Origin of the sequence: Streptomyces syringium (assembly GCF_017876625.1) — a bacterium.
In the GTDB taxonomy this organism is placed as follows: Bacteria; Actinomycetota; Actinomycetes; order Streptomycetales; family Streptomycetaceae; genus Streptomyces; species Streptomyces syringius.
This window is the reverse complement of record NZ_JAGIOH010000001.1, coordinates 1,851,935-1,871,847: the sequence shown is the minus strand read 5'-3', so window position 1 is coordinate 1,871,847 and position 19,913 is coordinate 1,851,935. Positions and strand designations below refer to the sequence as shown.

The window sequence follows — 19,913 nt, the reverse complement described above, 5'->3', positions numbered from 1 at the left end:
CACCCGGACGGTGGACTGCCGGCCGCGGCCGACGGCCCGCCGACGCCGGCCCCCGCCGCTCCGCTCCCACCGGTGCCACGCCACGGGATCCTCGGGTAACACTGACCGGTACCCAACGGTAACAACCCCTAGCGGCACGGCCCGTGGCGCGTTTATGGTGCGGCCATGCCGCACCTTCCCGATGTCGTGTTGTGGTCCATACCGGCCTTCGTCCTGCTCACCGCGCTGGAGTTGGTGAGCTATCGGCTGCACCCCGCCGAGGAGAGCGGCGCCGCGGGGTACGCCGCGAAGGACGCGGCGACCAGCATCGGCATGGGGCTCGGCAGCCTGGCCTTCGACGCGCTGTGGAAGATCCCGATCGTCGCCGTCTACGCGGGGATCTATGAACTCACGCCGCTGCGCGTACCCGTGCTGTGGTGGACGCTGCCGCTGATGCTGCTGGCCCAGGACTTCTTCTACTACTGGTCGCACCGCGGGCATCACGTCGTGCGGATCCTGTGGGCCTGCCACGTGGTGCACCACTCCAGCCGGAAGTTCAACTTCACCACCGCGCTGCGCCAGCCGTGGACGTCGCTGACCGTGTGGCCGTTCTACGTGCCGATGATCGCGCTCGGCGTGCACCCGGCGGCGGTGGCGTTCTGCTCGTCGGCGAACCTCGTCTATCAGTTCTGGGTGCACACCGAGCGGGTGGGCAGACTGCCCCGGCCCTTCGAGTACGTCCTGAACACGCCGTCCCACCACCGGGTGCACCACGCCTCCCAGGGCGGCTATCTGGACCGCAACTTCGGCGGCATCCTGATCGTCTGGGACCGCCTCTTCGGCTCCTTCGTGCCGGAAGGGGAACGTCCGGTCTATGGCCTGACAAAGAACATCGACACCTACAACCCCTTGCGCGTCGCCACGCACGAGTACGCCGCCATCGCCCGCGATCTGCGGGCGGCACAGGGCTGGCGTGAGCGGGCCGGGCGGGTGTTCCGGGGGCCGGGATGGCAGCCGGCCCGGCTGTCGCCCACCAAGGACGAGGCCCCCACCGGGGATGTGCCGCCCACCGGGGACGTGCCGCCCGGCGGCGCCCAGGCGCCCGGGTCCCGGGCCGCCGCCCCCGAGCGCGTCGCGTGAGACGGCTCCGCACGCCCCGCGCACTGCTGATCGCCTTCGCCGCCGTCGCCGTCGTCCACCTGTGCGCGCTCGCGGCCGGCGTCCCTGCCGTCGCGCAGGTCACCAAGCCCGTGCTGATGCCGCTGCTCGCCGCCCGTGTCGTCGCCCTCGGCGGACCCCGGCTGCTCGTCGCCGCGCTGCTGTTCGGGTGCGGCGGCGACACGCTGCTGCAAGTCGGCGGCGACACCGTCTTCCTGCTGGGCATGGGCTCCTTCGCGGCCGGGCACGTCTGCTACCTGGCGCTGTTCGCCCGGCACGGGGCGGCGGGCGGGGTGCGTGCGTACGCTCTGGCGGGTGCGTACGGGGTCGCCTGGCTCGGTGTCGTGCTGGTGCTGTGGCCGGACCTGGAGGCGGGGCTGCGGCTGCCCGTCGCCTGTTACAGCCTGCTGTTGACCGCGATGGCGTGCGGCGCGACCCGCGCGGGGGTGCGGACGGGTGCGGGCGGTGCGCTGTTCCTGCTGTCGGACACGCTCATCGCCGGCGGCATCGCCGAGTGGCCGCAGGCACCCGCCCCCCAGTTCTGGATCATGCTCACCTATCTCGCCGCCCAGTACCTGCTGACGGAAGGGCTGTCGCGGCCCAAATCCCCCCGGCCCGGTCGGGGGCAGAGCCCGGGGGACGGAAGCCGGGGAGACGGAAAGGGCCGGGCCGCGTGGCGCGGCCCGGCCCCTGTCGCTCACCGTCCGGATCAGTCCTGGACCGCGTCCAGGGCGTCGACGATGCCGTAGCCGTAGAAGCTGTTGACGTGCTGGGTGCCGACGCAAGTGGCGTCGATCTTGCCGTCACCGTCGGGGTCGTACGCGGTGGGGCAACCCGGGTTGTCGGCCTGGGCCTTCAGGAGCCACTGGAGCTCCTGCGGGCTCGACTTGGGGTGCGTGCTCTTCAGCAGCGCCGCGACACCGGCCACGTGCGGGGCGGCCATCGAGGTGCCCTGGAGGTAGGCCCAGTCACCGCCGGGCATCGTGGAGAGGATGCGACCGTCCTTCGCGGGCAGTCCGGGCACCTGGTAGCGGTCGCCGCCGGGGGCCGCCACGTCGATCTGGCCCTGGCCGTAGTTGGAGTAGTACGACTTCAGCGACTTGACGCCGGTGGCCGCGACGGTGACGACGCCCGGGAGCTGGGCCGGCACGTCGAGGCACTTGGAGGGGTCTATCTTCCGCGGCAGCGGCTTGGTGTCATTGGGGCTGGTGGTGTCGGTGATCTCCTTGGCCGCCAGGTCGTGCGCGGAGTTGCCCGCCGAGGCGATGTTGATCGTGCCCTTGTCCTGGGCGTACCGCGCGGCCCGGCCGACCGATTCGCGGATCGCCTTCTGGTCCGGGTCGTCGTCGCAGTTGTAGAGCCACGGGTCGACGTAGTAGCTGTTGTTCGTCACGGCTATGCCGTGGTCGGCGGCGAAGACGAACGCGCAGACCACGCTCTCCGCGTAGAACAGCGAGGTCTTGTCCTGGCTGACCTTGATGCCGGAGACCTTCACGCCGGGCGCGACGCCGGCCACGCCGACGCCGTTGCGGGCGGCGGCGATCGAACCGGCCACGTGCGTGCCGTGGTAGTCCTCCGCCGGGTCGAACGGGCGCCAGGCACCGGGACGGGTGTCCGCCTTGCCGGTGACGCAGCTGGCCGACTGGCTCCGGGAGAAGTTCGGCTTCAGGTCCGGGTGGGTGTCGTCCACGCCGGTGTCGATGACGCCGACCGTGACGTTCCTGCTGCCCGGGTTGACCTTCGCGGCCTTGTCGGCCTTGATGGCGGCGAGGTCCCACTGGAGGCCCTCCAGCGGCTCCGCGCCGGCGGTGGCCGAGCGGGCCGCGCTCTGGGCGACGGCCTTCGGCAGCTTCACCTTCTCGGGCTTGCCGACATCGGTGGTGGTGGCGGGGGCGAGCGGCGCCGTGCGGGTGGCGCCCGCGGAGGTCACGCCCGGCACCGCGCGCAGGGTCGCGCCGAACTCGGGGTTCTTGGAGTGGGCGACGATGACGCCGATGCGGTCGTAGGCCGCCACGATGGTGCCACCCGCCTGGGTGACGGCCTTCTTCACCTTCGCGACGGTGCCGCGGGCGGTGTCCGTGTTGACCACGTACGACAACTGCGGGCCGTCCGTGGTGACGGGGGCCTGTACCGCGAACGTGCCCTGAGGGGCCGCGGTGGCCGCGCCGGGCAGAAAACCGAGCGACGCGGTGAGCGCCAGTCCGACGGGGACGGCCAGCAGGGCGTGACGCCGTCTGGAGCGCAGATGAGCCATGGGTTCTCCACATCATCCGTAAAACCACCCGGGTGCAGGCCGCACGCGGACGGGTACATGACGAGTGAAGCTAGCGCCGATCTCCGGCCCCCGGCAATGAATTCCTGGAACTAAGAGCGGGAGACATCGTCATGCCGCCGTAGTGCCGAGCCCGGTGACGTGATGTCAGATGGTGGAGGCGGAACCGGAGCCCGTTCCTCAGGAAAGGCTGCCCGTTCCTTCAAGGAGAGATGCCCGGATCCTCAGGAAGGGATGCCCGGACCGCGCAGCGTGTCGATGCTCAGCGGCGGCAGCGGCACCCGCGGCCCGTACCAGCGGCCGGCCGTCGGGATGGCGGCCGGCCGGCCGGTCCGCACCGCCGCTATCGGCTCCGTCAGCCTGACGATTCCGAACGGGCGCCGGCCGGGCGGCGGCGGGGGAGGGGGCGGCGCAGTGCTCACATCAGGGTCAACGACACGGCGGGCGGCCGGTATTGCCTCACACGGCGGCTGATGTCAAATTCGCCGATCACCCCTCTGTCGCAATACCACGGCACCCCTCTACGATGCGTGATTCGGATCACAAGCTCGGATCACCTTCTGGATCACCGCTGACGGCTCGCGCCTCGCACCCCCTCGTCAGGAGAGACCGTGGACACCGCACCAACCATCACCCAGGAGCCGGACGAACCCGGTTGCGCCGACCGCTTCACCAAGGTCCAGTCGAGCGCCGAATTCGGTGAACTGCGCCGGTCCCACCGGTCCTTCGCCTTCCCCCTCACCGTGGCCTTCGTCGCCTGGTACCTGCTGTACGTCCTGCTCTCCAACTTCGCGGGCGATTTCATGGGCACCACCGTGGTCGGCAATATCAACATCGCCTTCGTCTTCGGGCTGGCCCAGTTCCTCACCACCTTCCTCATCGCCTGGTGGTACTCCCGGCACGCCGCCGCGAAGATCGACCCCAAGGCGGAGGCCCTCAAGGCCGGTCTGGAGGCCTCGAAGTGAGTGCCGTCATGACCGCTGTCAGTAGCGGAATCGGTTCCGCCGCGGGCGCCGACCCCGCAACGGGGCTGTCCCTGGCACAGCCGCTCGCCGCCGCGGCCGCCAGTGACCACCGCACACTGATCATCACGTTGTTCTCCGTCTTCGTCGCCGCGACCCTCGCCATCACCGTCTGGGCGGGCCGGCAGACGAAGGACGCCACCGACTTCTACGCGGGCGGCCGGTCCTTCACGGGCTTCCAGAACGGCCTGGCCATTTCCGGCGACTACATGTCCGCCGCGTCCTTCCTCGGTATCGCCGGCGCCATCGCGCTCTTCGGCTACGACGGCTTCCTGTACTCCATCGGCTTCCTCGTCGCCTGGCTGGTCGCCCTGCTGCTCGTCGCCGAGCCGCTGCGCAACTCCGGCCGCTTCACCATGGCCGACGTGCTCGCCTACCGCCTGCGGCAGCGGCCCGTACGCACCGCCGCCGGCACCTCCACCATCGTCGTCTCGATCTTCTATCTGCTCGCCCAGATGGTCGGCGCGGGAGCGCTCGTCGCGCTGCTGCTCGGCGCCACCGGCGAGGGCTCCAGGCGCTGGATCATCGCCCTGGTCGGCGTGGTGATGGTGCTCTACGTGACCATCGGCGGAATGAAGGGCACGACCTGGGTGCAGATCGTCAAGGCCGTTCTGCTCATCGCGGGCACCTTGCTCATCACCGTCCTCGTGCTCACCAAGTTCAACTGGAACATCTCCACTCTTCTCGGTGAAGCGGCCAAGGAGAGCGGCAAGGGCAGGGCCTTCCTCGAACCCGGTCTCCAGTACGGCAAGGACGGCACCTCCAAGCTCAACTTCATCTCGCTCGGTATCGCGCTCGTCCTCGGCACGGCCGGTCTGCCGCACATCCTGATCCGCTTCTACACCGTGCCGACCGCCAAGGCCGCCCGTAAGTCGGTGAACTGGGCGATCGGCATCATCGGTGCCTTCTATCTGATGACCATCGCCCTCGGCTTCGGGGCCGCCGCCCTGGTCGGCCCCAAGAAGATCATCGCGTCGAACGAGTCCGGCAACACCGCCGCGCCGCTGCTCGCGCAGGAGATCGGCGGCGGCGCCGGCTCCACCGGCGGCGCGATCCTGCTCGCCGTGATCTCGGCCGTGGCCTTCGCGACGATCCTTGCGGTGGTCGCGGGGCTCACCCTCGCCTCCTCGGCGTCCTTCGCCCACGACCTGTGGGCCAATGTCATCCGCAAGGGGAAGACCAGCGAGAAGGAGGAGATCCTCACCGCGAAGTTCGCGGCCGTCGCCATCGGCGCGGTCTCCATCGTGCTCGGCATCTTCGCCCACCGGCTCAACGCGGCCGCCCTGGTCGCCCTCGCCTTCGCGGTCGCGGCCTCCGCCAACCTCCCGACGATCCTCTACAGCCTCTTCTGGAAGCGCTTCACCACCCAGGGTGCCCTCTGGTCGATCTATGGCGGACTGATCTCCTCCGTCACCCTGGTGATCTTCTCCCCGGTCCTCTCCGGCAATGAGAAGGCGCTCTTCCCCGGCATGGACTTCGACTACTTCCCCCTCGCCAACCCGGGCCTGGTCTCCATCCCGCTCGGCTTCCTGCTCGGCTGGCTGGGATCGCTGCTCTCCCGCGAGGCCCCGGACGCGAAGAAGTACGCCGAACTGGAGGTCCGCTCCCTGACCGGCTTCGGAGCGCACTGACCCACCCCGCCACCACGGCCCCTCCCCGGACCCGGTCCGTACGCCCGCGTCAACGAACTGTTGAAGGCCGAGGCCATCGCGTACGCTGCGGAACAATTGAACGAACTACCGTTCCAGTCCCGGGAGGGGCCCTGCCGTGCTCATCGACACCTACGGTCGCGTGGCCACGGACCTGCGCGTCTCCCTGACCGACCGGTGCAATCTGCGCTGCACCTACTGCATGCCCGAAGAGGGACTGCAGTGGCTCGCCAAGCCGGACCTGCTCACCGACGACGAGATCGTCCGCCTCGTCCGCATCGCCGTCACCGACCTCGGCGTCACCGAAGTCCGCTTCACCGGCGGCGAGCCCCTGCTCCGCCCCGGCCTCGTCGGCCTCGTCGAGCGCTGCGCCGCGCTCACCCCCCGCCCCCGGCTGTCCCTCACGACCAACGGCATCGGCCTCGGGCGCACCGCCGCGGCGCTCAAGGCGGCGGGGCTGGACCGCGTCAACGTCTCCCTCGACACGCTGCGCCCCGAGGTTTTCGCGACCCTGACCCGGCGCAAGCGCCACCAGGACGTGCTGGACGGCCTCGCCGCCGCCCACGCCGCCGGGCTCACCCCGGTCAAGGTCAACGCCGTCCTGATGCCCGGCCTCAACGACGACGAGGCGCCCGACCTGCTGGCCTGGGCCGTCGAGCACGACTACGAACTGCGCTTCATCGAGCAGATGCCGCTCGACGCCCAGCACGGCTGGAAGCGCGACGGGATGATCACCGCCCAGTCCATCCTGAGCAGCCTGCGCACCCGTTTCGACCTCACCCCGGAGGCCGAGGACGAGCGCGGCGCCGCGCCCGCCGAGCGCTGGCTCGTCGACGGCGGCCCGGCCCGCGTCGGCGTCATCGCCTCCGTCACCCGCCCGTTCTGCGCGGCCTGCGACCGCACCCGGCTGACCGCAGACGGCCAGATCCGCACCTGCCTGTTCGCACGGGAGGAGTCGGATCTGCGCGGAGCCCTGCGCTCCGGGGCCCCGGACGCGGAGATCGCCCGGCTGTGGCGACTGGCGACCACGACCAAAAAAGCCGGCTCGGGCCTGGACGACCCCGCCTTCCTCCAGCCGCAGCGCCCGATGTCGGCGATCGGGGGGTGAATCCAGCATTTCACCGGGTAATTGCCGGGCCAAAGCCCGGCTTATCGGTGAGTGCGCTTTTATCGGCGAAGCCTAATGGTGAGGGGACGCCTCCCACTCCTCCAGCGTGACCACGTCTTTGAGAAAACCGCGCAGATCCAGAAAGTTGGACAGATGTTCGCGGTGTTCGTCGCAGGCGAGCCAGGTCTTGCGTCGCTCGGGGGTGTGCAGCTTGGGGTTGTTCCACGCCAGCACCCACACCGCTGCGGCACGGCAGCCCTTGGCGGAGCAGATCACGGCAGTATCAGGGGAGTTCACCCCCCAGACTGTAATCAAGCCCGGCCGGACATGGCGACGCCGGGCAGCCACGGGGGGAGCCGCCCGGCGTCGGTCTGTCGCTCCGACGGGGGATGCGGAGCGCTTACGAAGTATGTCACGGGGTGCCTGTCATAGGGCACCGAACCACATGATTGATCTGAGCTTTTCTTGAGCTTTGCAGACGACCCGGCGGACTGTTTTTCGGGCCCGCCGTATCAGCCGTGGTCACGGCCTTGATCAGCCCGCCCGGAAGGTTTTGCTTCCGGAGCGGATTCCGCAGGGGGGTGTGTCGGACCTGACATCAGCACCGGGCGGGTCGGCGCCGGAACGAACGTTCCGGGCAGCGAAGGGGCGTTCTCCCGGCCCGCGTTGGCGATCACCACGGCCACATAGGGCAGCACCGCGCCCAGGACCAGCGTTCCGATGGCCACATGGCGCTCGATATTCCACAGCACCACGGTGAGTATCACGGAGAGGGTGCGGATGAGCATCGAGATCACATACCGACGCTGACGGCCCCGCACGTCCTCCGCGAGACCCTGCCGAGCCCCGGTGATCCGGAATACCGCCGTACCACCGTGCTTCCGCATCATGTTCCACCATCCGCCCACTGTGCCGACGGCCCCCGTGTCCAGGACCTCTTCAACGTTACGCCGCGCCCACCCGCGCGACGAGAGCGGGTGCCCGCCCACCGCGCGCCCCGCCCACCACCGTCGCCGCCATACGCCGTACAGGCGGCTCCGACGTGCGCCGTATGGGTGGCGGCCCCAGAATGGCGGAGCACGCCACATCGCGCTTCGAAGGAGGCGACATGAGCTGGTTGTGGGCCATCATCGTCGGTCTGGTCCTGGGCCTGATCGCCAAGGCGATCCTGCCGGGCAAACAGCAGATCCCGCTCTGGCTGACGGTCATCTTCGGCATGATCGGCAGCGTTCTCGGCAACTGGGCGGCCACCGGACTGGGCATCAACGAGACCAAGGGCGTCGACTGGGGCCGGCACCTGCTCCAACTCCTCGGCGCGGTGATCGTCGTCGCGGTCGGCGACCGGTTGTGGGTCGGGATGCGCGGCGGAGGCGGCCGACGGGCCGCCTGAGCGGGCGGGCCCCGAGCGGGTCCAGGCGGGGAAAGCCGAGGGCGGCCGTGCGCCGCACGGCCGCCCACGGCCTGTCTTTACTGATTCGGCTGAGGCCGGCCAAAACCAGCCCGTCCGGCGCTTGAGGACACCGCCGCGCAGCGGAGGTGCACCCCACGATCCGCCGGACAGGCCTAGCGCAGCTCCGCGATCTTCCGCCCGGCCTTGAGGTACACCGTGACCTCCGCACCGGAGGTGCCCAGCTTCGCCAGCGTCTCACCGACCACCTCGCCCAGCGGGCGGATCGCCTCGGCCTCGGCGAGCACGATCGCCTCCTGGCCGGCGGCCGACTCCACGACGAGCCGCAGCCCGTTCTGCTTGGCGACCCGGCGGGCCGCCGAGGCGCTGGGCTGGAACCCCAGCACCTTGCTGAGCACGGTCGTCGCGGCCTCGGCGCCGTGCTCCGCCAGCTCCACCACCGGCAGCGTCCCGACGTCGGTGAAGCTCTTCTTCGAGAACTGCGCGACGAATCCGGCGCGCGCCGACATCGCCGCCTCGACGCCGTACAGCGCCGCCACGACCTCGCCCGCGAGGACCTTCTTGAGGTCCATCGGGTGCAGCGACTTCTCCTCGATCCGGCGGGTGGCCGCCGCGATCTCGGCGTCCGTCCACTCCGTCCAGGCCCGCAGGTACGGCTCCATCAGCCGGTCCGGCACGGACATGATCTTGCCGAAGACATCGTCGGCGGTGGCGCTCAGGCCGACGTAGTTGCCCTTGGACTTGGACATCTTCGCGCCCGTACCGTCCGTGCCCTCGATCAGCGGCATCGTGACGACGAGCTGCGGCTTCTGGCCGCGCAGCTCCATGAGCTTGCGGCCCATCTGCAGATTGAGCAGCTGGTCGGCGCCGCCCAGCTCGACGTCGCAGTCCAGCGCGACCGAGTCGAGGCCCTGCGCGATCGGGTAGAGCAGCTCCGACATGGTCAGGCCGGAGCCGGCGGCCAGCCGGGTGCGGAAGTCCTCGCGCTGCAGCAGCTGCGAGACCGGCACCTGGGCCATCAGCCCGAGCAGCTCGGGGAAGGTGTAGGGCGCCAGCCACTCGCTGTTCTGCCGGAAGCGGACCTTCTCGAAGTCGAAGAACGGCCGCACCTGCTCACGGTAGCCCGCGAGGTTCGCCGCGATGTCGTCGTCGGTCAGCGGCGGACGCTCCGCCGTACGGCCCGTCGGGTCACCGATCTTGGCGGTGAAGTCACCGATGAGCAGCGTGACGTCATGCCCCATGCGCTGGAAGCGGCTGAGGACGATCATCGGCACGGTGTGCCCGAGGTGCACATCGGCGGCCGTCGGGTCGATGCCCAGCTTGACGTGCAGGCCCTTGCCCGCCGCCCGCCGCTCCTCGATGCGCTGGGTCAGCTTCTCCACGCCCGGCAGCACCTCGACGGCACGGGCGGCGATCAGCTCGGCCTGCTCCTGTGCCGACAGATCCGTCAGGTCGAGATAGCGCCGCGAGCCCGTCTCCGTGAGCAGCCGCTGGACGGTCTGGTCGGAGGAGAGGTCCTGCGCGAGGATCTCGCTGGCGCGGGCGACGGATTCGCCGAGGCGTGTCATGACGTTCCTGAGGATCGAGGGGACTGACGGGAAAGAAGGGGTAAGGAAGGAATCGTTGAAGGGACGGGGGCCAGTCTATTCGGGTCCGTCCGGACCGGCCCCGCCCCCTCGCGGTCACACCCCCTGGCTCACGGAGCTCATGTTGAAGTCCGGGATCCGCAGCGCGGGCATCGCCGCCCGGGTGAAGTAGTCGCCCCACTCGCGCGGCAGCGTCGGCTCGGTGCGTCCCGCCTCGGTGGCCCGCCCGAGCAGGCTCACCGGGGACTCGTTGAAGCGGAAGTTGTTGACCTCGGCGGTGACCTCGCCCTTCTCCACCAGATACACCCCGTCCCGGGTCAGCCCGGTCAGCAGCAGGGACGCCGGGTCGACCTCGCGGATGTACCACAGGCAGGTCAGCAGCAGGGCCGGCCCGTCGTGCCCGCTCGCCGCGACCATCTCCTCCAGCGAACGGGTGCCGCCCGCGTCCAGGACCAGGTTGTCGATGAACGGCGTGACCGGCAGATCCGTCAGCCCGGCGCTGTGGCGGGTGGTGAGCAGATGCTCCAGCACCCCGTCCCGGATCCAGTCCGTGGCCTCCAGCGGCAGACCGTTGTCGAAGACCGACGCGTCGTCGCCCGAACTGCTCGCGAGCACGAACGGCGCGCACTCCAGCCCCGGCTCCCGCGGATCGCTGCGCAGCGTCAGGGGCAGGCCCGACAGCTTCTCGCCGACCCGGGTGCCACCGCCGGGCCGGGAGAAGACCGTACGGCCCTCCGCCGCGTCCCGCGCCGCCGCCGACCACTGCTGGTAGACCAGCAGATCGGCGACGGCCGTCGGCGGCAGCAGGGTCTCGTACCGCCCGGCGGGCAGCTCCACCCGCCGCTCGGCCCAGGCGAGCCGCCGCGCCAGCTCGGCGTCCAGCGCCGCCGGGTCCACGTCACGGAAGTCCCGGGTGGCCCGCCCGGCCCAGGCGGAGCGCGACCGGTCCGGGGACTTGGCGTTCACCTCCAGGGTGCCGGTGGGCTGGTCGTGGCGGAGCCGCAGCCCGGCGGACGTGCCCACGTAGCTGGAGACGACCTCGTGGTGGGCGAAGCCGTAGAGCTCGCGGGCCTCGGAGCGGGCACGGGCGAAGGACTCACCGAGCGCCGGGGCGAAGGCGTCGAACACCGCCGAGGAGGTCTCGGCGGGCGCCTCGGTGAAGGCGGGGGAGTGCGGTACGCCGCTGACCAGCGGCTGGGCGTCCTCGGCCGGCCCCGCGTCCCGGGCGGCGGCCTCGGCGGCCCGTACCAGCGGCTCCAGCTCGGCGGCCGTGACGGCCGAACTGGACACGACGCCCGAGGCCGTGCCCTCGGTGCCGTCGACGGTCGCGATCACGGTGACGCTGCGGCCCCGGGTGACGCCGTTGGTGGTGAGCGCGTTGGCCGCCCAGCGGAGATTGGCCGTCGACCGCTCGGACGCGATCACGACGCAGCCGTCGGTGCGGGACAGCTCCAGGGCACGCTCGACGATCTCGTGCGGCTTGTTCTGACGAGGACTCATCGGCGGCCCTCCTGCGGGGCGTTCGCGCCGCGGCCCGGAGGGCGACCCCCGGGCCCCCGGCCGATTCCGTGCTGTCGGCTCATCGACCGGCCTCCTGTGCAGGTCAGGCGGTGTTTCACGGTCTACCCTCGATCCCTGTTCATACGGGTTGAAACCGGACCGTACGGGGTCTGGTGACGCCTTCGTATCGACGTTGGATCAGAGCCTACTGAGCGCAGGGCGTCCTGACCGAGGGACCGAAGCAGCTGACGAGGATCCGTCAGGTGGTGCGGATGTACCGGATGCCGTCGCCGAGGTCCGCGTTGTCGGCCAGGGGGGTCAGACGCAGAGGGGTCCCGGCGGCGGTGATGGTGTGGGGGATGAGGCACAGCGGGTCGTTGTAGCCGATGACGATGGTGCGGTCGGTGCGGTTCTTGACGGAGCGGGCGGTCATGAGGCGCGCGGGCGCGTCCGCTGACGGCTTCACGATGCGGGTGCACTCGACGAGCGCCGACTTGTAGACCGTCTTCTCCCCGCGGAAGCCACGTTCGGACCAGAAGCAGATGTTCCCCGAGGTGCATTCGTCGTGCGCGACCTGGCGGCCGTGTCCGTGTCCGTGTCCGCCCGTGCCGTCGGCGGCGGTGGCGGGTCCGGCGAGTCCGAGCAGACCGGCGGCCGCCAGGACCATGGCCGACGTGGCGATGCGCTGAAGCATGCAGTCTCCCTGAAGTACGGGCCGGGGCTCCCCGGCCGCTGAGTTCGTACGCTTAACCACTGAGATGCATGGCGGTTACGTAGCGCCAGGGCCGGTCAACCGCTGGGATGGCATCTGAGCGAGCGCATTGACGGGAAGACCGGACCGTCACGGTCGCGTCCGCGCCATGGGCGGCACCGCTGCCGCACCGCTGGGACTGCCGGGTGGGGGCAACCGCACCGATGCCCCCACCCCCTCGCGGCTAGCCCTCGTCGCAGATCAACAGGCTCAAGCCACTGTTCTCGATGCTGGCACCGAACGTCAGCCGGGCCTCGTGGCCTTCCGTAAGGTCCATGACTTGCAGGTCGAGGAGCACCATCCTCACCACCTCCCTTCCTGCCGATTCCGAACGGGCCGGACTCGGGATGAAGTCGCCCCGCTTCATGGTGGCAACGGCCCGCGGTCCCCCACAGGCGTGAGCCCCCGGCGGTTGGCGCGCGGCACCGCACCACCGTGCTGTCGTGTCGACCTGGTGCAGACTCCGGCGGTCGGCTGCCCCCCCGAGCGGACGCCCCGTCAGGAGTGGTCGGCCTCGTTCGAGGTGTTCAGGATGTTCACCCCTTGGAAGAGGGCCGAGGGGCACCCGTGGGACACGGCGGCGACCTGCCCGGGCTGGGCCTTTCCGCAGTTGAACGCGCCGCCCAGGGCGTAGGTCTGCGGGCCGCCCACGGCCGCCATCGAGCCCCAGAAGTCCGTCGTGGTCGCCTGGTACGCGACGTCCCGCAGCTGCCCGGCCAGCCGACCGTTCTTGATCCTGAAGAAGCGCTGTCCGGTGAACTGAAAATTGTAGCGCTGCATGTCGATCGACCACGACCGGTCACCGACGACGTAGATCCCGTTCTCGACGCCGGAGATCAGCTCCTGCGTCGACGGGCCGTCCGGCGCGGGCTGCAACGACACGTTCGCCATGCGCTGCACGGGCACGTGTGAGGGCGAGTCGGCGAACGCGCACCCGTTGGAACGCTCGAAACCCGTGAGCTTCGCGATCCGCCGGTCCAGCTGATAGCCCGTGAGGACGCCGTCCTTGACCAGGTCCCAGGACTGCGTGGCCACGCCCTCGTCGTCGTACCCGATGGTCGCGAGGCCGTGCTCGACGGTCCGGTCACCGGTCACGTTCATGATCTTCGAGCCGTACTTGAGCGTGCCCAGCTGGTCGAAGGTCGCGAACGAGGTGCCCGCGTACGCCGCCTCGTAGCCCAGTGCCCGGTCCAGCTCGGTGGCGTGACCGATCGACTCGTGGATCGTCAGCCAGAGATTGGAGGGGTCCACCACCAGGTCGTAGGAGCCGGCCTGCACGCTCGGCGCGCGCATCTTCTCCGCCAGCAGCGACGGCATCTCGGCCAGCTCGGCGTCCCAGTTCCAGCCGGTGCCCGTCAGATACTCCCAGCCCCGGCCCACCGGCGGCGCGATGGTGCGCATCGAGTCGAACTCGCCCGTGGTCGGGTCCACGGCCACCGCCGTCAGCTGCGGGTGCAGCCGCACCCGCTGCTGGGTGGTCGTCGTGCCGGCGGAGTCCGCGTAGAACTTGTTCTCCTGCACGGTCATCAGGGTCGCGTCCGCGTGGGCCACCCCGTCCGCCGCCAGCAGTCGCGCACTCCACTCGGCGAGCAGCCCGCTCTTGTCCGCGTCGGGCACGTCGAAGGGGTTGATCTCGTACGAGGAGACCCAGGTCCGCTCCTCGTGCACCGGCTCGTCCGCCAGCTCCACCCGCTCGTCGGAGCCCGCCGCCGCGATCACCTTCGCCGACAGCTTCGCCATCGCGACGGCCTGGCTCGCCACCCGGGCCGCGGCATCCATCGTCAGATCCACGCCCGACGCGAACCCCCAGGTCCCGCCGTGCACCACCCGTACCGCGTAACCCAGGTCGGTGTCGTCGGACGTACCGGCGGGGCGGGCGTCACGCAGCCGCCAGGAGGCGGTGCGCACCCGCTCGAAGCGGAAGTCCGCGTGCTCGGCGCCCAGCGCGCGGGCGCGCGCGAGCGCCGCGTCGGCCAGGGGGCGCAGGGGCAACGCGAGAAATGATGCGTCGATGGAATGGGGCACAGGGTCCTCCCGATGGTCGTCGACGAGAATCATGCCGTCCGTCGGCGGTCGCGCGCAGCGCGTTGTCGCTGACGCGGGTCGGGGTGGGGGTGCCGGCGCGCACCCGACGACGGCCGCCGCGTCCGCGTGACCGTGTTCCTGTCACCGTGTTCCTGTCACCCGGGTGGCCCGCCTGTGGTCGTCCCCGGCCTGGCGGCGTGGTGGCGTGGAGGAAGGCCGGCGTCGGTCGGTCAGAGATGCGCCGACGCTCCAGGCGTACGTCGACAGGAGTAGTCATGTCGGTCATGTCCTTGCACCGGAGCCGGGTCGTGGCGCTGGGCTGCGCGGTGGCCGTCACGGCCTGCGTCCTGTCCTGGGCCGGCGCGGCGACGGGCCTCACTCCCGGCGTGCTGCCCGCCCCGCAGCTGAAGGTCGGCAAGGCGCAGGCGGATCTGTGCCCGACCGCTGCCGCCGCCAAGGCACTGGCCGATCAGCGGGTGACACTCGGTGCCAGGAGCCCGGCGGTGATGGCCCACGTCAACGGCCGGACGTGCGTGCGCCTGCCGATGACGCGGGGCGAGTTCGCGTTGGACCTCAGCGCGGGATCGGTACCGGCTGACGGCGGCATCACCTTCACGAAGTCCACGGGCCGCAGTCTGACCTTCACGGACGTGGAGTTCGACTTCGGCATGCGCAAGGTCATCGGGAGGGCCACCATCGAGGGTGCTCCGGCCGGCAAGGCTCGTCGGCAGCCGGTCGAACTGCTCACGCTGGAGTTCCAGTTGAACAAGACCAAGATCGACCTCGCCAAGGGCACGGCGGAGGGGGCCGCGGCCCTGGGGCTGGGGCCGGGCGGGGACAGCGCGCTCAAGGAGGCCTTCGGCACCGGCCCGCTGCCTGCCCGGGGCACGGTCTTCGACGCCACCGCCGGTGGTGGCGTGACCCAGGCGGTGCGGGCGTTCTCCCACGCCTTGATGCTGTGACCGGCATGGTTGGCGGTGTCCGGGCTCCGGCAGCCGGGGGCACCCTGGCTGTCGAAGAACGAGTCCCGGACGACATCCGGGTGGAGATCCCGCCGCGGTACTGCCCACTGCCCTGCGCCGTGCACCCGGACGCCGACGGCCTGAACGCCCGGGCGGCGGCCTGGGTGAACGGGTACGGCCTGTGCCGGGACGGGGTGCAGCGGGCGCGGATGACCGGCAACGACTGCGGGGGCTTCTACGGGCGGATCTTGCCCCGGGCGCCGGCCGGTCGGCTTCAGATCGCCGTGGACTGGTGCGTGCTGATGTTCGCCTTCGACGATCTGCATTGCGACGAGGGACCTGCCAGCATGCGCGCCGACGACTTCGCCGACTTCGCCACGCGCCTGCTGCGCGTGCTGGGAGCACCGGGAGCACCGGGAGCACCGGGAACGGCTCCGGACGGAACCGTGGACCCGTTCCTCGCGGCGGCGGGCGACCTGGCGGTGCGTTGCCGTGCGCAGGGCACGCCGGTGCAGGTCAGACGCATGGTCGAGGGGCATCGCGGCTGGTTCCGCGGCGTGCTGTGGGAGTTCGGCTGCCGTCTGCGAGGCCGTACGCCGTGGCTCGACGACTACGCGCGCATGCGGCAGCACACCGCGGCCGGCTCGGCGACTTTCAGCTGGGCGGAGGTCGTCGACGGCGAGGAGATTCCGGAGCGGGAAATGGCGTCGCCGGCGGTGCGGGCGTTGCGGGAGCTGGCCTTCACCACGGCGGCTTTCGACGATGACCTGTTCTCCTACGGCAAGGAGCGGTGGCTGGCCGCACGCAGCGAGCACAGCAACGGGTGCCGGCTGAATCTGGTGGACGTCCTGATCGAGGAGCGGTCCTTGTCCCTGGCGGAGGCGATGGAGGAGGCGGTGGCGCTGAACAACCGCCTCACGGCCCGGTTCGTGCGGCTGCGCGACCAGGTGTCGCCCGGGGCGAGCGAGCCGCTGCGCCGGCATCTGGAGCATCTGTCGGCGCTGATCAGGGGCAATCTGGAGTGGGGCCTGCGCGCGGGGCGCTACACCGACCCCGACGGTCGCCATCCCGGCGCTGTGGTCACCACCGGTTCCCTCACCGAGACGGCCCCGCCGGCCGGGCCGCCGGGGATTCCGTCCGTGTCGTGGTGGTGGGACCGGCTGTAGGGCGTTGCGGGGCAGCCTTCAGCGGCTGCTGCGAGGGGTGAAGATCAGACCGACGCGACCGCGAGGCGGCAGGGCCACGGCCAGCCGGGGGCGGGGATCGCCGGACACGTGCACGTCGTAGCGGCTCAGCACGGTGGCCAGGACGAGCACCGACTCCATGGCGAAGAACGCCTGCCCCACGCACTGGTGGACGCCGTCCCCGAAGGGCAGATAAGCCAGCGGATCCGCTCGCGCACGGCTTGCCTCTCGAACCGGCCGGGATCGAAGCGCTGCGGATCGGGCCAGAACTCGGCCAGCCGGTGCGTGAGGTAAGGAGAGATGACCAGCGTGGTACCGGCCGGCACGGACACCCGGCCCACCATGTCGTTCTCCCTGGCAACCCGGGGGACGGCCCAGGCCATCGAGTACAGCCGCATCACCTCGGCCATCACCTGCTGGGTGAACACCAGCTTCCGTACGTGCTCGGGCCGCGGCGGCCCGCCGGCCAGCACCTCGTCCGCCTCTTGGCGCACCCCGGCCACGACGGCCGGATGCCGGGCCAGCACCGCCCAGGCCCAGGTGAGCGTGAGAGCGCTGGACTCAGAGCCGGCCACGAAGAGCGCCACGATGTCCCGACTGACATGCTCATCACTCAGCGGCCGGCCGTCGGGCCCTCTTCCCCGTAGCAGGCCGCTCATCAGATCCGCGCCGTCACAGTTGCCGCTGCCGTCGTCCTGTCGGCGCGCCTTGTCGATGACAGGCAGAAGCATCCGGTCGATGGTGCGGGTCGCCCGCAGGAACGCCCGGTCCCCGGGCATCGGCACCCGGTCCGGGACGAAGGGCATCGCCATGCGCCACAACAACGAGCCCAGCGCCGTGGCCACTTCCCCGCCCAGCCGGTCGCACTGCGCGGCGCTGACACGGCAACCGAAGAAGACGGGGTTGATGACCCGGTGCACCAGCCGGGTCATCTCCGCCACCGCGTCCACGGGCCGGCTCACCGCCCGGTCGGCGAGCTCCTCCACGGCCTGCTCGACGGAGTCGGCGATCACCTGTCCCGTCCGCTGCAGATATCCGCCCGACATGCCCTGACGAAGAATGTCGCGACTGGCCAGCCACCCCGGCCCCTCCCCGGCGATGCCCCGACCGGTCAGCGGCCCCAGCGCGTCCCACATCGCGGCCCCGCGAACGTAGTTCTCCGCCCTGTCCCGCAACACGTGCCGCACATGATCAGGATGCGTGACCAGCAGCGGCCGAAAAGGCCCCAACCCCAACCGCACCACCGCCCCCTGCGCCTGCCGCCCAACCCCCTCCACCAGCCCCAGTGGGCCCCCTCTCACCAACTGGCTCAGAACACGGTGAAGGGGCACGTCATGGACTCGATCGAGGGTGGGTGGGGGCATCAACGACTGCCTTTCGCCTCCGAACCGGGGCCGGGGGGCGCCCGAAAGGTGATTACTCCGTGCGGCTGGGTCAGATCTCGCCGGATATGAGGCTTTGGCGGAATGCTGCCCACTCGGGGGCGTGGAAGCGGAGGGGGGTTCTGCGGGTGTCCTTGGAGTCGCGTATCGCGACGGTGCCGTTGGCCAGGTCGGCGACTTCGACGCAGTTGTGCTCCGGCCCGCTGGCAGAGGACTTGCGCCATTCGGCATGGGAGAGGTCGCAGGCGTAGAGATCCGACGTGGAGTCATTCACTTTCTGTGCCCTTCTTCCATCTCGGCGATCCGCGCGAGCGAGTCCTCCGCCGACAGGGCAGCGGCACGGATGCGGTCGAACGCCTTGGCGAAGGGAATCGCGTCGTCGCCCTCAACGTACGTCGCGCCGCAGAGGTTCTCCAGTAGCACAACGTCCGGAGTTGGAGCCGGAAAGGCGGCGACAGTGAACCCGCCCGCCATGCCTGGATGAAGGGCAGAGGCCAGCGGTACCAGCTGGAAGGTGACGTTGGGCATGTCTGTGGTGTCGAGCAGCCTGCGGAGTTGTTCCCGCATCGTGGCGGGACGCCGGGCGAAGCGCTGGTGGAGCGCGGCCTCATGAACGACGGCGCAGAGCTCAAGCGGCTTGTCATGGCGGGTGAGTACGGATTGCCGGGCCAGCCGGAGTTCGGCGAGGGCGGCGATCTCGTGCGGGGCGCGGGAGGTGGTCGCGCCGGTCATGGTCTCCCGCGCGTACGCAGCGGTCTGAAGGAGGCCGGGGATGAGCAGGGGTGACCATTCGTAGATCTGCTCGGCATCGGATTCCAGGGAGACGTAGTCGGCGTAGGAGGCCGATACGAGCCCGCTGTAGGTCTGCCACCAGCCCTTCTTGCCGGCGTCCCTGGCCAGGTTCTCGAGAGCGGCCGACATTTCCGGATCGTCGACTCCGTACAGTTTGAGCAATGTGGCGACATCCCCAGGGCGGATGGACTGGGCCGCATTCTCGATCTTCGACATCTTCGGGCCGATCCAGCCCATGGCGCCGGCAGCCTCGTCGAGTGTCAGCCCGGCTGCTTTGCGCAGCCGCTTGAGCGTTCCGCCGAGACGTCGGCGGCGGACGGTGGGGACCACGGGAGAGTTGGGCATACGCCGAGTTTTGCACCGCAACCCCGCGCACAAGTAAGCCTGTTGGGAGGTATTCACTCGTTCGGGCCGAAAGCTTGCTACCTCATACAGAAAGGGTCCACCATCCAACCTGCCGCCACTCATGGTCAGGTTGCGACCGCGTGGCGTCACCGCATCCGACCCACGCGGCTCACGCCGCAGGCAGGAGGCGTCATGCGCGCCACAGTCGATGTCAACGCACTCTCAACCCCCGGTTACTACCGGCGGGCGCGCCCGCGAGGGTTCGCCGTCCATCTCAACGTCACGGAAGAGCATCTTCGCCGCGTACGCGAGTTGACGGTCAGGACCCTGACCAGGTTCGGGGTCGGCGACGAGACCGTGGAAGCGGCCCGGCTCGTCGTCTCGGAGCTCGTGGGGAACGCGGTCCGGGTGTGCGGGGACTTCGTCCCCGTCGTCGTGGAGGTGGACGTCATGCCGCCCGGGGTGGCGGTGAACGTCCATGACCCCGAACCGCTGCGCATGCCCAGCCGCAAGGACGTCGCCCCGGACGACGGTGCGGCCGAGTCCGGGCGCGGGCTGATCCTGCTCGACCTGCTGGCTCCGGAGTGGCGGGTGTTCTGGTCGCCGATCGGCAAAATGATCTGCTGCCGGGTGCCTCGATGCGATCGCGGGCACGGTTGATGCGGGACGCGAGGGCGATCCGCCCGCTGCTCACGGCAACCGCCGCCGTCCTGGGTGTACTCGCGTTCCGGCTGGTACGCACGTCGGACCGACTACTGGCGGCGGCGCGTAGGAGCGACGACCGCCGACG

21 protein-coding genes are annotated in these 19,913 nt (G+C 70.3%); 9 read left to right on the top strand and 12 right to left on the bottom strand.

Annotation, left to right across the window (positions count from 1 at the left end):
• Window positions 1-165 precede the first annotated feature (165 nt).
• Both JO379_RS08225 and JO379_RS08220 read left to right on the top strand, forming a co-directional pair.
• Window positions 166-1,119, top strand: a complete 954-nt coding sequence (locus JO379_RS08225; protein WP_130877149.1) for a sterol desaturase family protein — start codon at window positions 166-168, stop codon at window positions 1,117-1,119.
• On the top strand, window positions 1,116-1,886 hold the full coding sequence (locus JO379_RS08220; RefSeq protein WP_209519037.1) for a lysoplasmalogenase: 771 nt from the start codon (window positions 1,116-1,118) through the stop codon (window positions 1,884-1,886). The genes JO379_RS08225 and JO379_RS08220 overlap by 4 nt, the downstream gene beginning before the upstream one ends.
• Here the strand turns inward: JO379_RS08220 and JO379_RS08215 are convergent.
• Entirely contained in the window at window positions 1,847-3,391 is a 1,545-nt protein-coding gene (locus JO379_RS08215; RefSeq protein WP_130877147.1) for a S8 family peptidase, read from the bottom strand. The two genes, JO379_RS08220 and JO379_RS08215, sit on opposite strands and share 40 nt — an antisense overlap.
• A 629-nt stretch (window positions 3,392-4,020) precedes the next feature.
• Between JO379_RS08215 and JO379_RS08210 the strand changes: the two genes are divergently transcribed.
• The 3 genes from JO379_RS08210 (at window position 4,021) to moaA (ending at window position 7,188) form a co-directional block, all read left to right on the top strand.
• Window positions 4,021-4,374 (top strand): DUF485 domain-containing protein, encoded by a 354-nt coding sequence (locus JO379_RS08210; protein WP_130877145.1) that lies wholly within the window; start codon window positions 4,021-4,023, stop codon window positions 4,372-4,374.
• An 8-nt stretch (window positions 4,375-4,382) separates the two neighbouring features.
• Window positions 4,383-6,062: a monocarboxylic acid transporter gene (locus JO379_RS08205; protein WP_242625980.1), complete on the top strand. Its 1,680-nt coding sequence runs from the start codon at window positions 4,383-4,385 to the stop codon at window positions 6,060-6,062.
• A 136-nt stretch (window positions 6,063-6,198) separates the two neighbouring features.
• Window positions 6,199-7,188 (top strand): GTP 3',8-cyclase MoaA, encoded by a 990-nt coding sequence (gene moaA, locus JO379_RS08200; protein WP_130877144.1) that lies wholly within the window; start codon window positions 6,199-6,201, stop codon window positions 7,186-7,188.
• A gap of 72 nt (window positions 7,189-7,260) precedes the next feature.
• Here the strand turns inward: moaA and JO379_RS08195 are convergent, their stop codons facing one another.
• Together JO379_RS08195 and JO379_RS08190 are read right to left on the bottom strand one after the other, a co-directional pair.
• Complete coding sequence (locus tag JO379_RS08195) at window positions 7,261-7,485, bottom strand: hypothetical protein (protein WP_207303870.1); 225 nt, start codon at window positions 7,483-7,485, stop codon at window positions 7,261-7,263.
• A gap of 215 nt (window positions 7,486-7,700) precedes the next feature.
• A complete protein-coding gene (locus JO379_RS08190) occupies window positions 7,701-8,075 on the bottom strand; it encodes a DUF3099 domain-containing protein (RefSeq protein ID WP_130877805.1) in 375 nt (124 codons plus the stop codon).
• A gap of 221 nt (window positions 8,076-8,296) precedes the next feature.
• Between JO379_RS08190 and JO379_RS08185 the strand changes: the two genes are divergently transcribed.
• Window positions 8,297-8,578: a GlsB/YeaQ/YmgE family stress response membrane protein gene (locus JO379_RS08185; RefSeq protein WP_130877142.1), complete on the top strand. Its 282-nt coding sequence runs from the start codon at window positions 8,297-8,299 to the stop codon at window positions 8,576-8,578.
• Between the two features lie 173 nt (window positions 8,579-8,751).
• Here the strand turns inward: JO379_RS08185 and tyrS are convergent, their stop codons facing one another.
• The 5 genes from tyrS to JO379_RS08160 form a co-directional block, all read right to left on the bottom strand.
• Window positions 8,752-10,164 (bottom strand): tyrosine--tRNA ligase, encoded by a 1,413-nt coding sequence (tyrS, locus tag JO379_RS08180; protein ID WP_209514461.1) that lies wholly within the window; start codon window positions 10,162-10,164, stop codon window positions 8,752-8,754.
• Window positions 10,165-10,278: 114 nt separating this feature from the next.
• Complete coding sequence (locus JO379_RS08175) at window positions 10,279-11,682, bottom strand: metallopeptidase TldD-related protein (RefSeq protein ID WP_130877140.1); 1,404 nt, start codon at window positions 11,680-11,682, stop codon at window positions 10,279-10,281.
• Between the two features lie 259 nt (window positions 11,683-11,941).
• Window positions 11,942-12,376 (bottom strand): peptidase inhibitor family I36 protein, encoded by a 435-nt coding sequence (locus JO379_RS08170; protein WP_209514459.1) that lies wholly within the window; start codon window positions 12,374-12,376, stop codon window positions 11,942-11,944.
• 241 nt (window positions 12,377-12,617) lie between these two features.
• Entirely contained in the window at window positions 12,618-12,734 is a 117-nt protein-coding gene (locus JO379_RS08165) for a SapB/AmfS family lanthipeptide (protein WP_209514457.1), read from the bottom strand.
• A gap of 197 nt (window positions 12,735-12,931) precedes the next feature.
• Complete coding sequence (locus tag JO379_RS08160) at window positions 12,932-14,458, bottom strand: TldD/PmbA family protein (protein WP_209514455.1); 1,527 nt, start codon at window positions 14,456-14,458, stop codon at window positions 12,932-12,934.
• Window positions 14,459-14,733: 275 nt separating this feature from the next.
• Between JO379_RS08160 and JO379_RS08155 the strand changes: the two genes are divergently transcribed.
• Window positions 14,734-15,420 (top strand): hypothetical protein, encoded by a 687-nt coding sequence (locus tag JO379_RS08155; RefSeq protein ID WP_209514453.1) that lies wholly within the window; start codon window positions 14,734-14,736, stop codon window positions 15,418-15,420.
• Window positions 15,421-15,425: 5 nt separating this feature from the next.
• The gene (locus JO379_RS08150) at window positions 15,426-16,586 is read left to right on the top strand and encodes a terpene synthase family protein (RefSeq protein ID WP_245381893.1); all 1,161 of its coding nucleotides are present in this window, start codon (window positions 15,426-15,428) and stop codon (window positions 16,584-16,586) included.
• 18 nt (window positions 16,587-16,604) lie between these two features.
• On the opposite strand, the gene JO379_RS33650 is transcribed toward JO379_RS08150, so the two are convergent.
• The 4 genes from JO379_RS33650 to JO379_RS08135 form a co-directional block, all read right to left on the bottom strand.
• Window positions 16,605-16,766 (bottom strand): hypothetical protein, encoded by a 162-nt coding sequence (locus tag JO379_RS33650; protein ID WP_307841924.1) that lies wholly within the window; start codon window positions 16,764-16,766, stop codon window positions 16,605-16,607.
• Window positions 16,712-17,968: a cytochrome P450 gene (locus JO379_RS08145; RefSeq protein WP_281066584.1), complete on the bottom strand. Its 1,257-nt coding sequence runs from the start codon at window positions 17,966-17,968 to the stop codon at window positions 16,712-16,714. Before JO379_RS08145 ends, JO379_RS33650 begins: the two co-directional genes overlap by 55 nt.
• A 70-nt stretch (window positions 17,969-18,038) precedes the next feature.
• The gene (locus tag JO379_RS08140; RefSeq protein ID WP_209514451.1) at window positions 18,039-18,260 is read right to left on the bottom strand and encodes a DUF397 domain-containing protein; all 222 of its coding nucleotides are present in this window, start codon (window positions 18,258-18,260) and stop codon (window positions 18,039-18,041) included.
• Window positions 18,257-19,123 (bottom strand): helix-turn-helix domain-containing protein, encoded by an 867-nt coding sequence (locus JO379_RS08135; protein WP_130877133.1) that lies wholly within the window; start codon window positions 19,121-19,123, stop codon window positions 18,257-18,259. Before JO379_RS08135 ends, JO379_RS08140 begins: the two co-directional genes overlap by 4 nt.
• Before the next feature lie 192 nt (window positions 19,124-19,315).
• Here JO379_RS08135 and JO379_RS08130 point away from each other — a divergent pair, with 192 nt between their 5' ends.
• Window positions 19,316-19,783, top strand: a complete 468-nt coding sequence (locus tag JO379_RS08130; protein ID WP_130877132.1) for an ATP-binding protein — start codon at window positions 19,316-19,318, stop codon at window positions 19,781-19,783.
• Window positions 19,784-19,913: the final 130 nt, after the last annotated feature.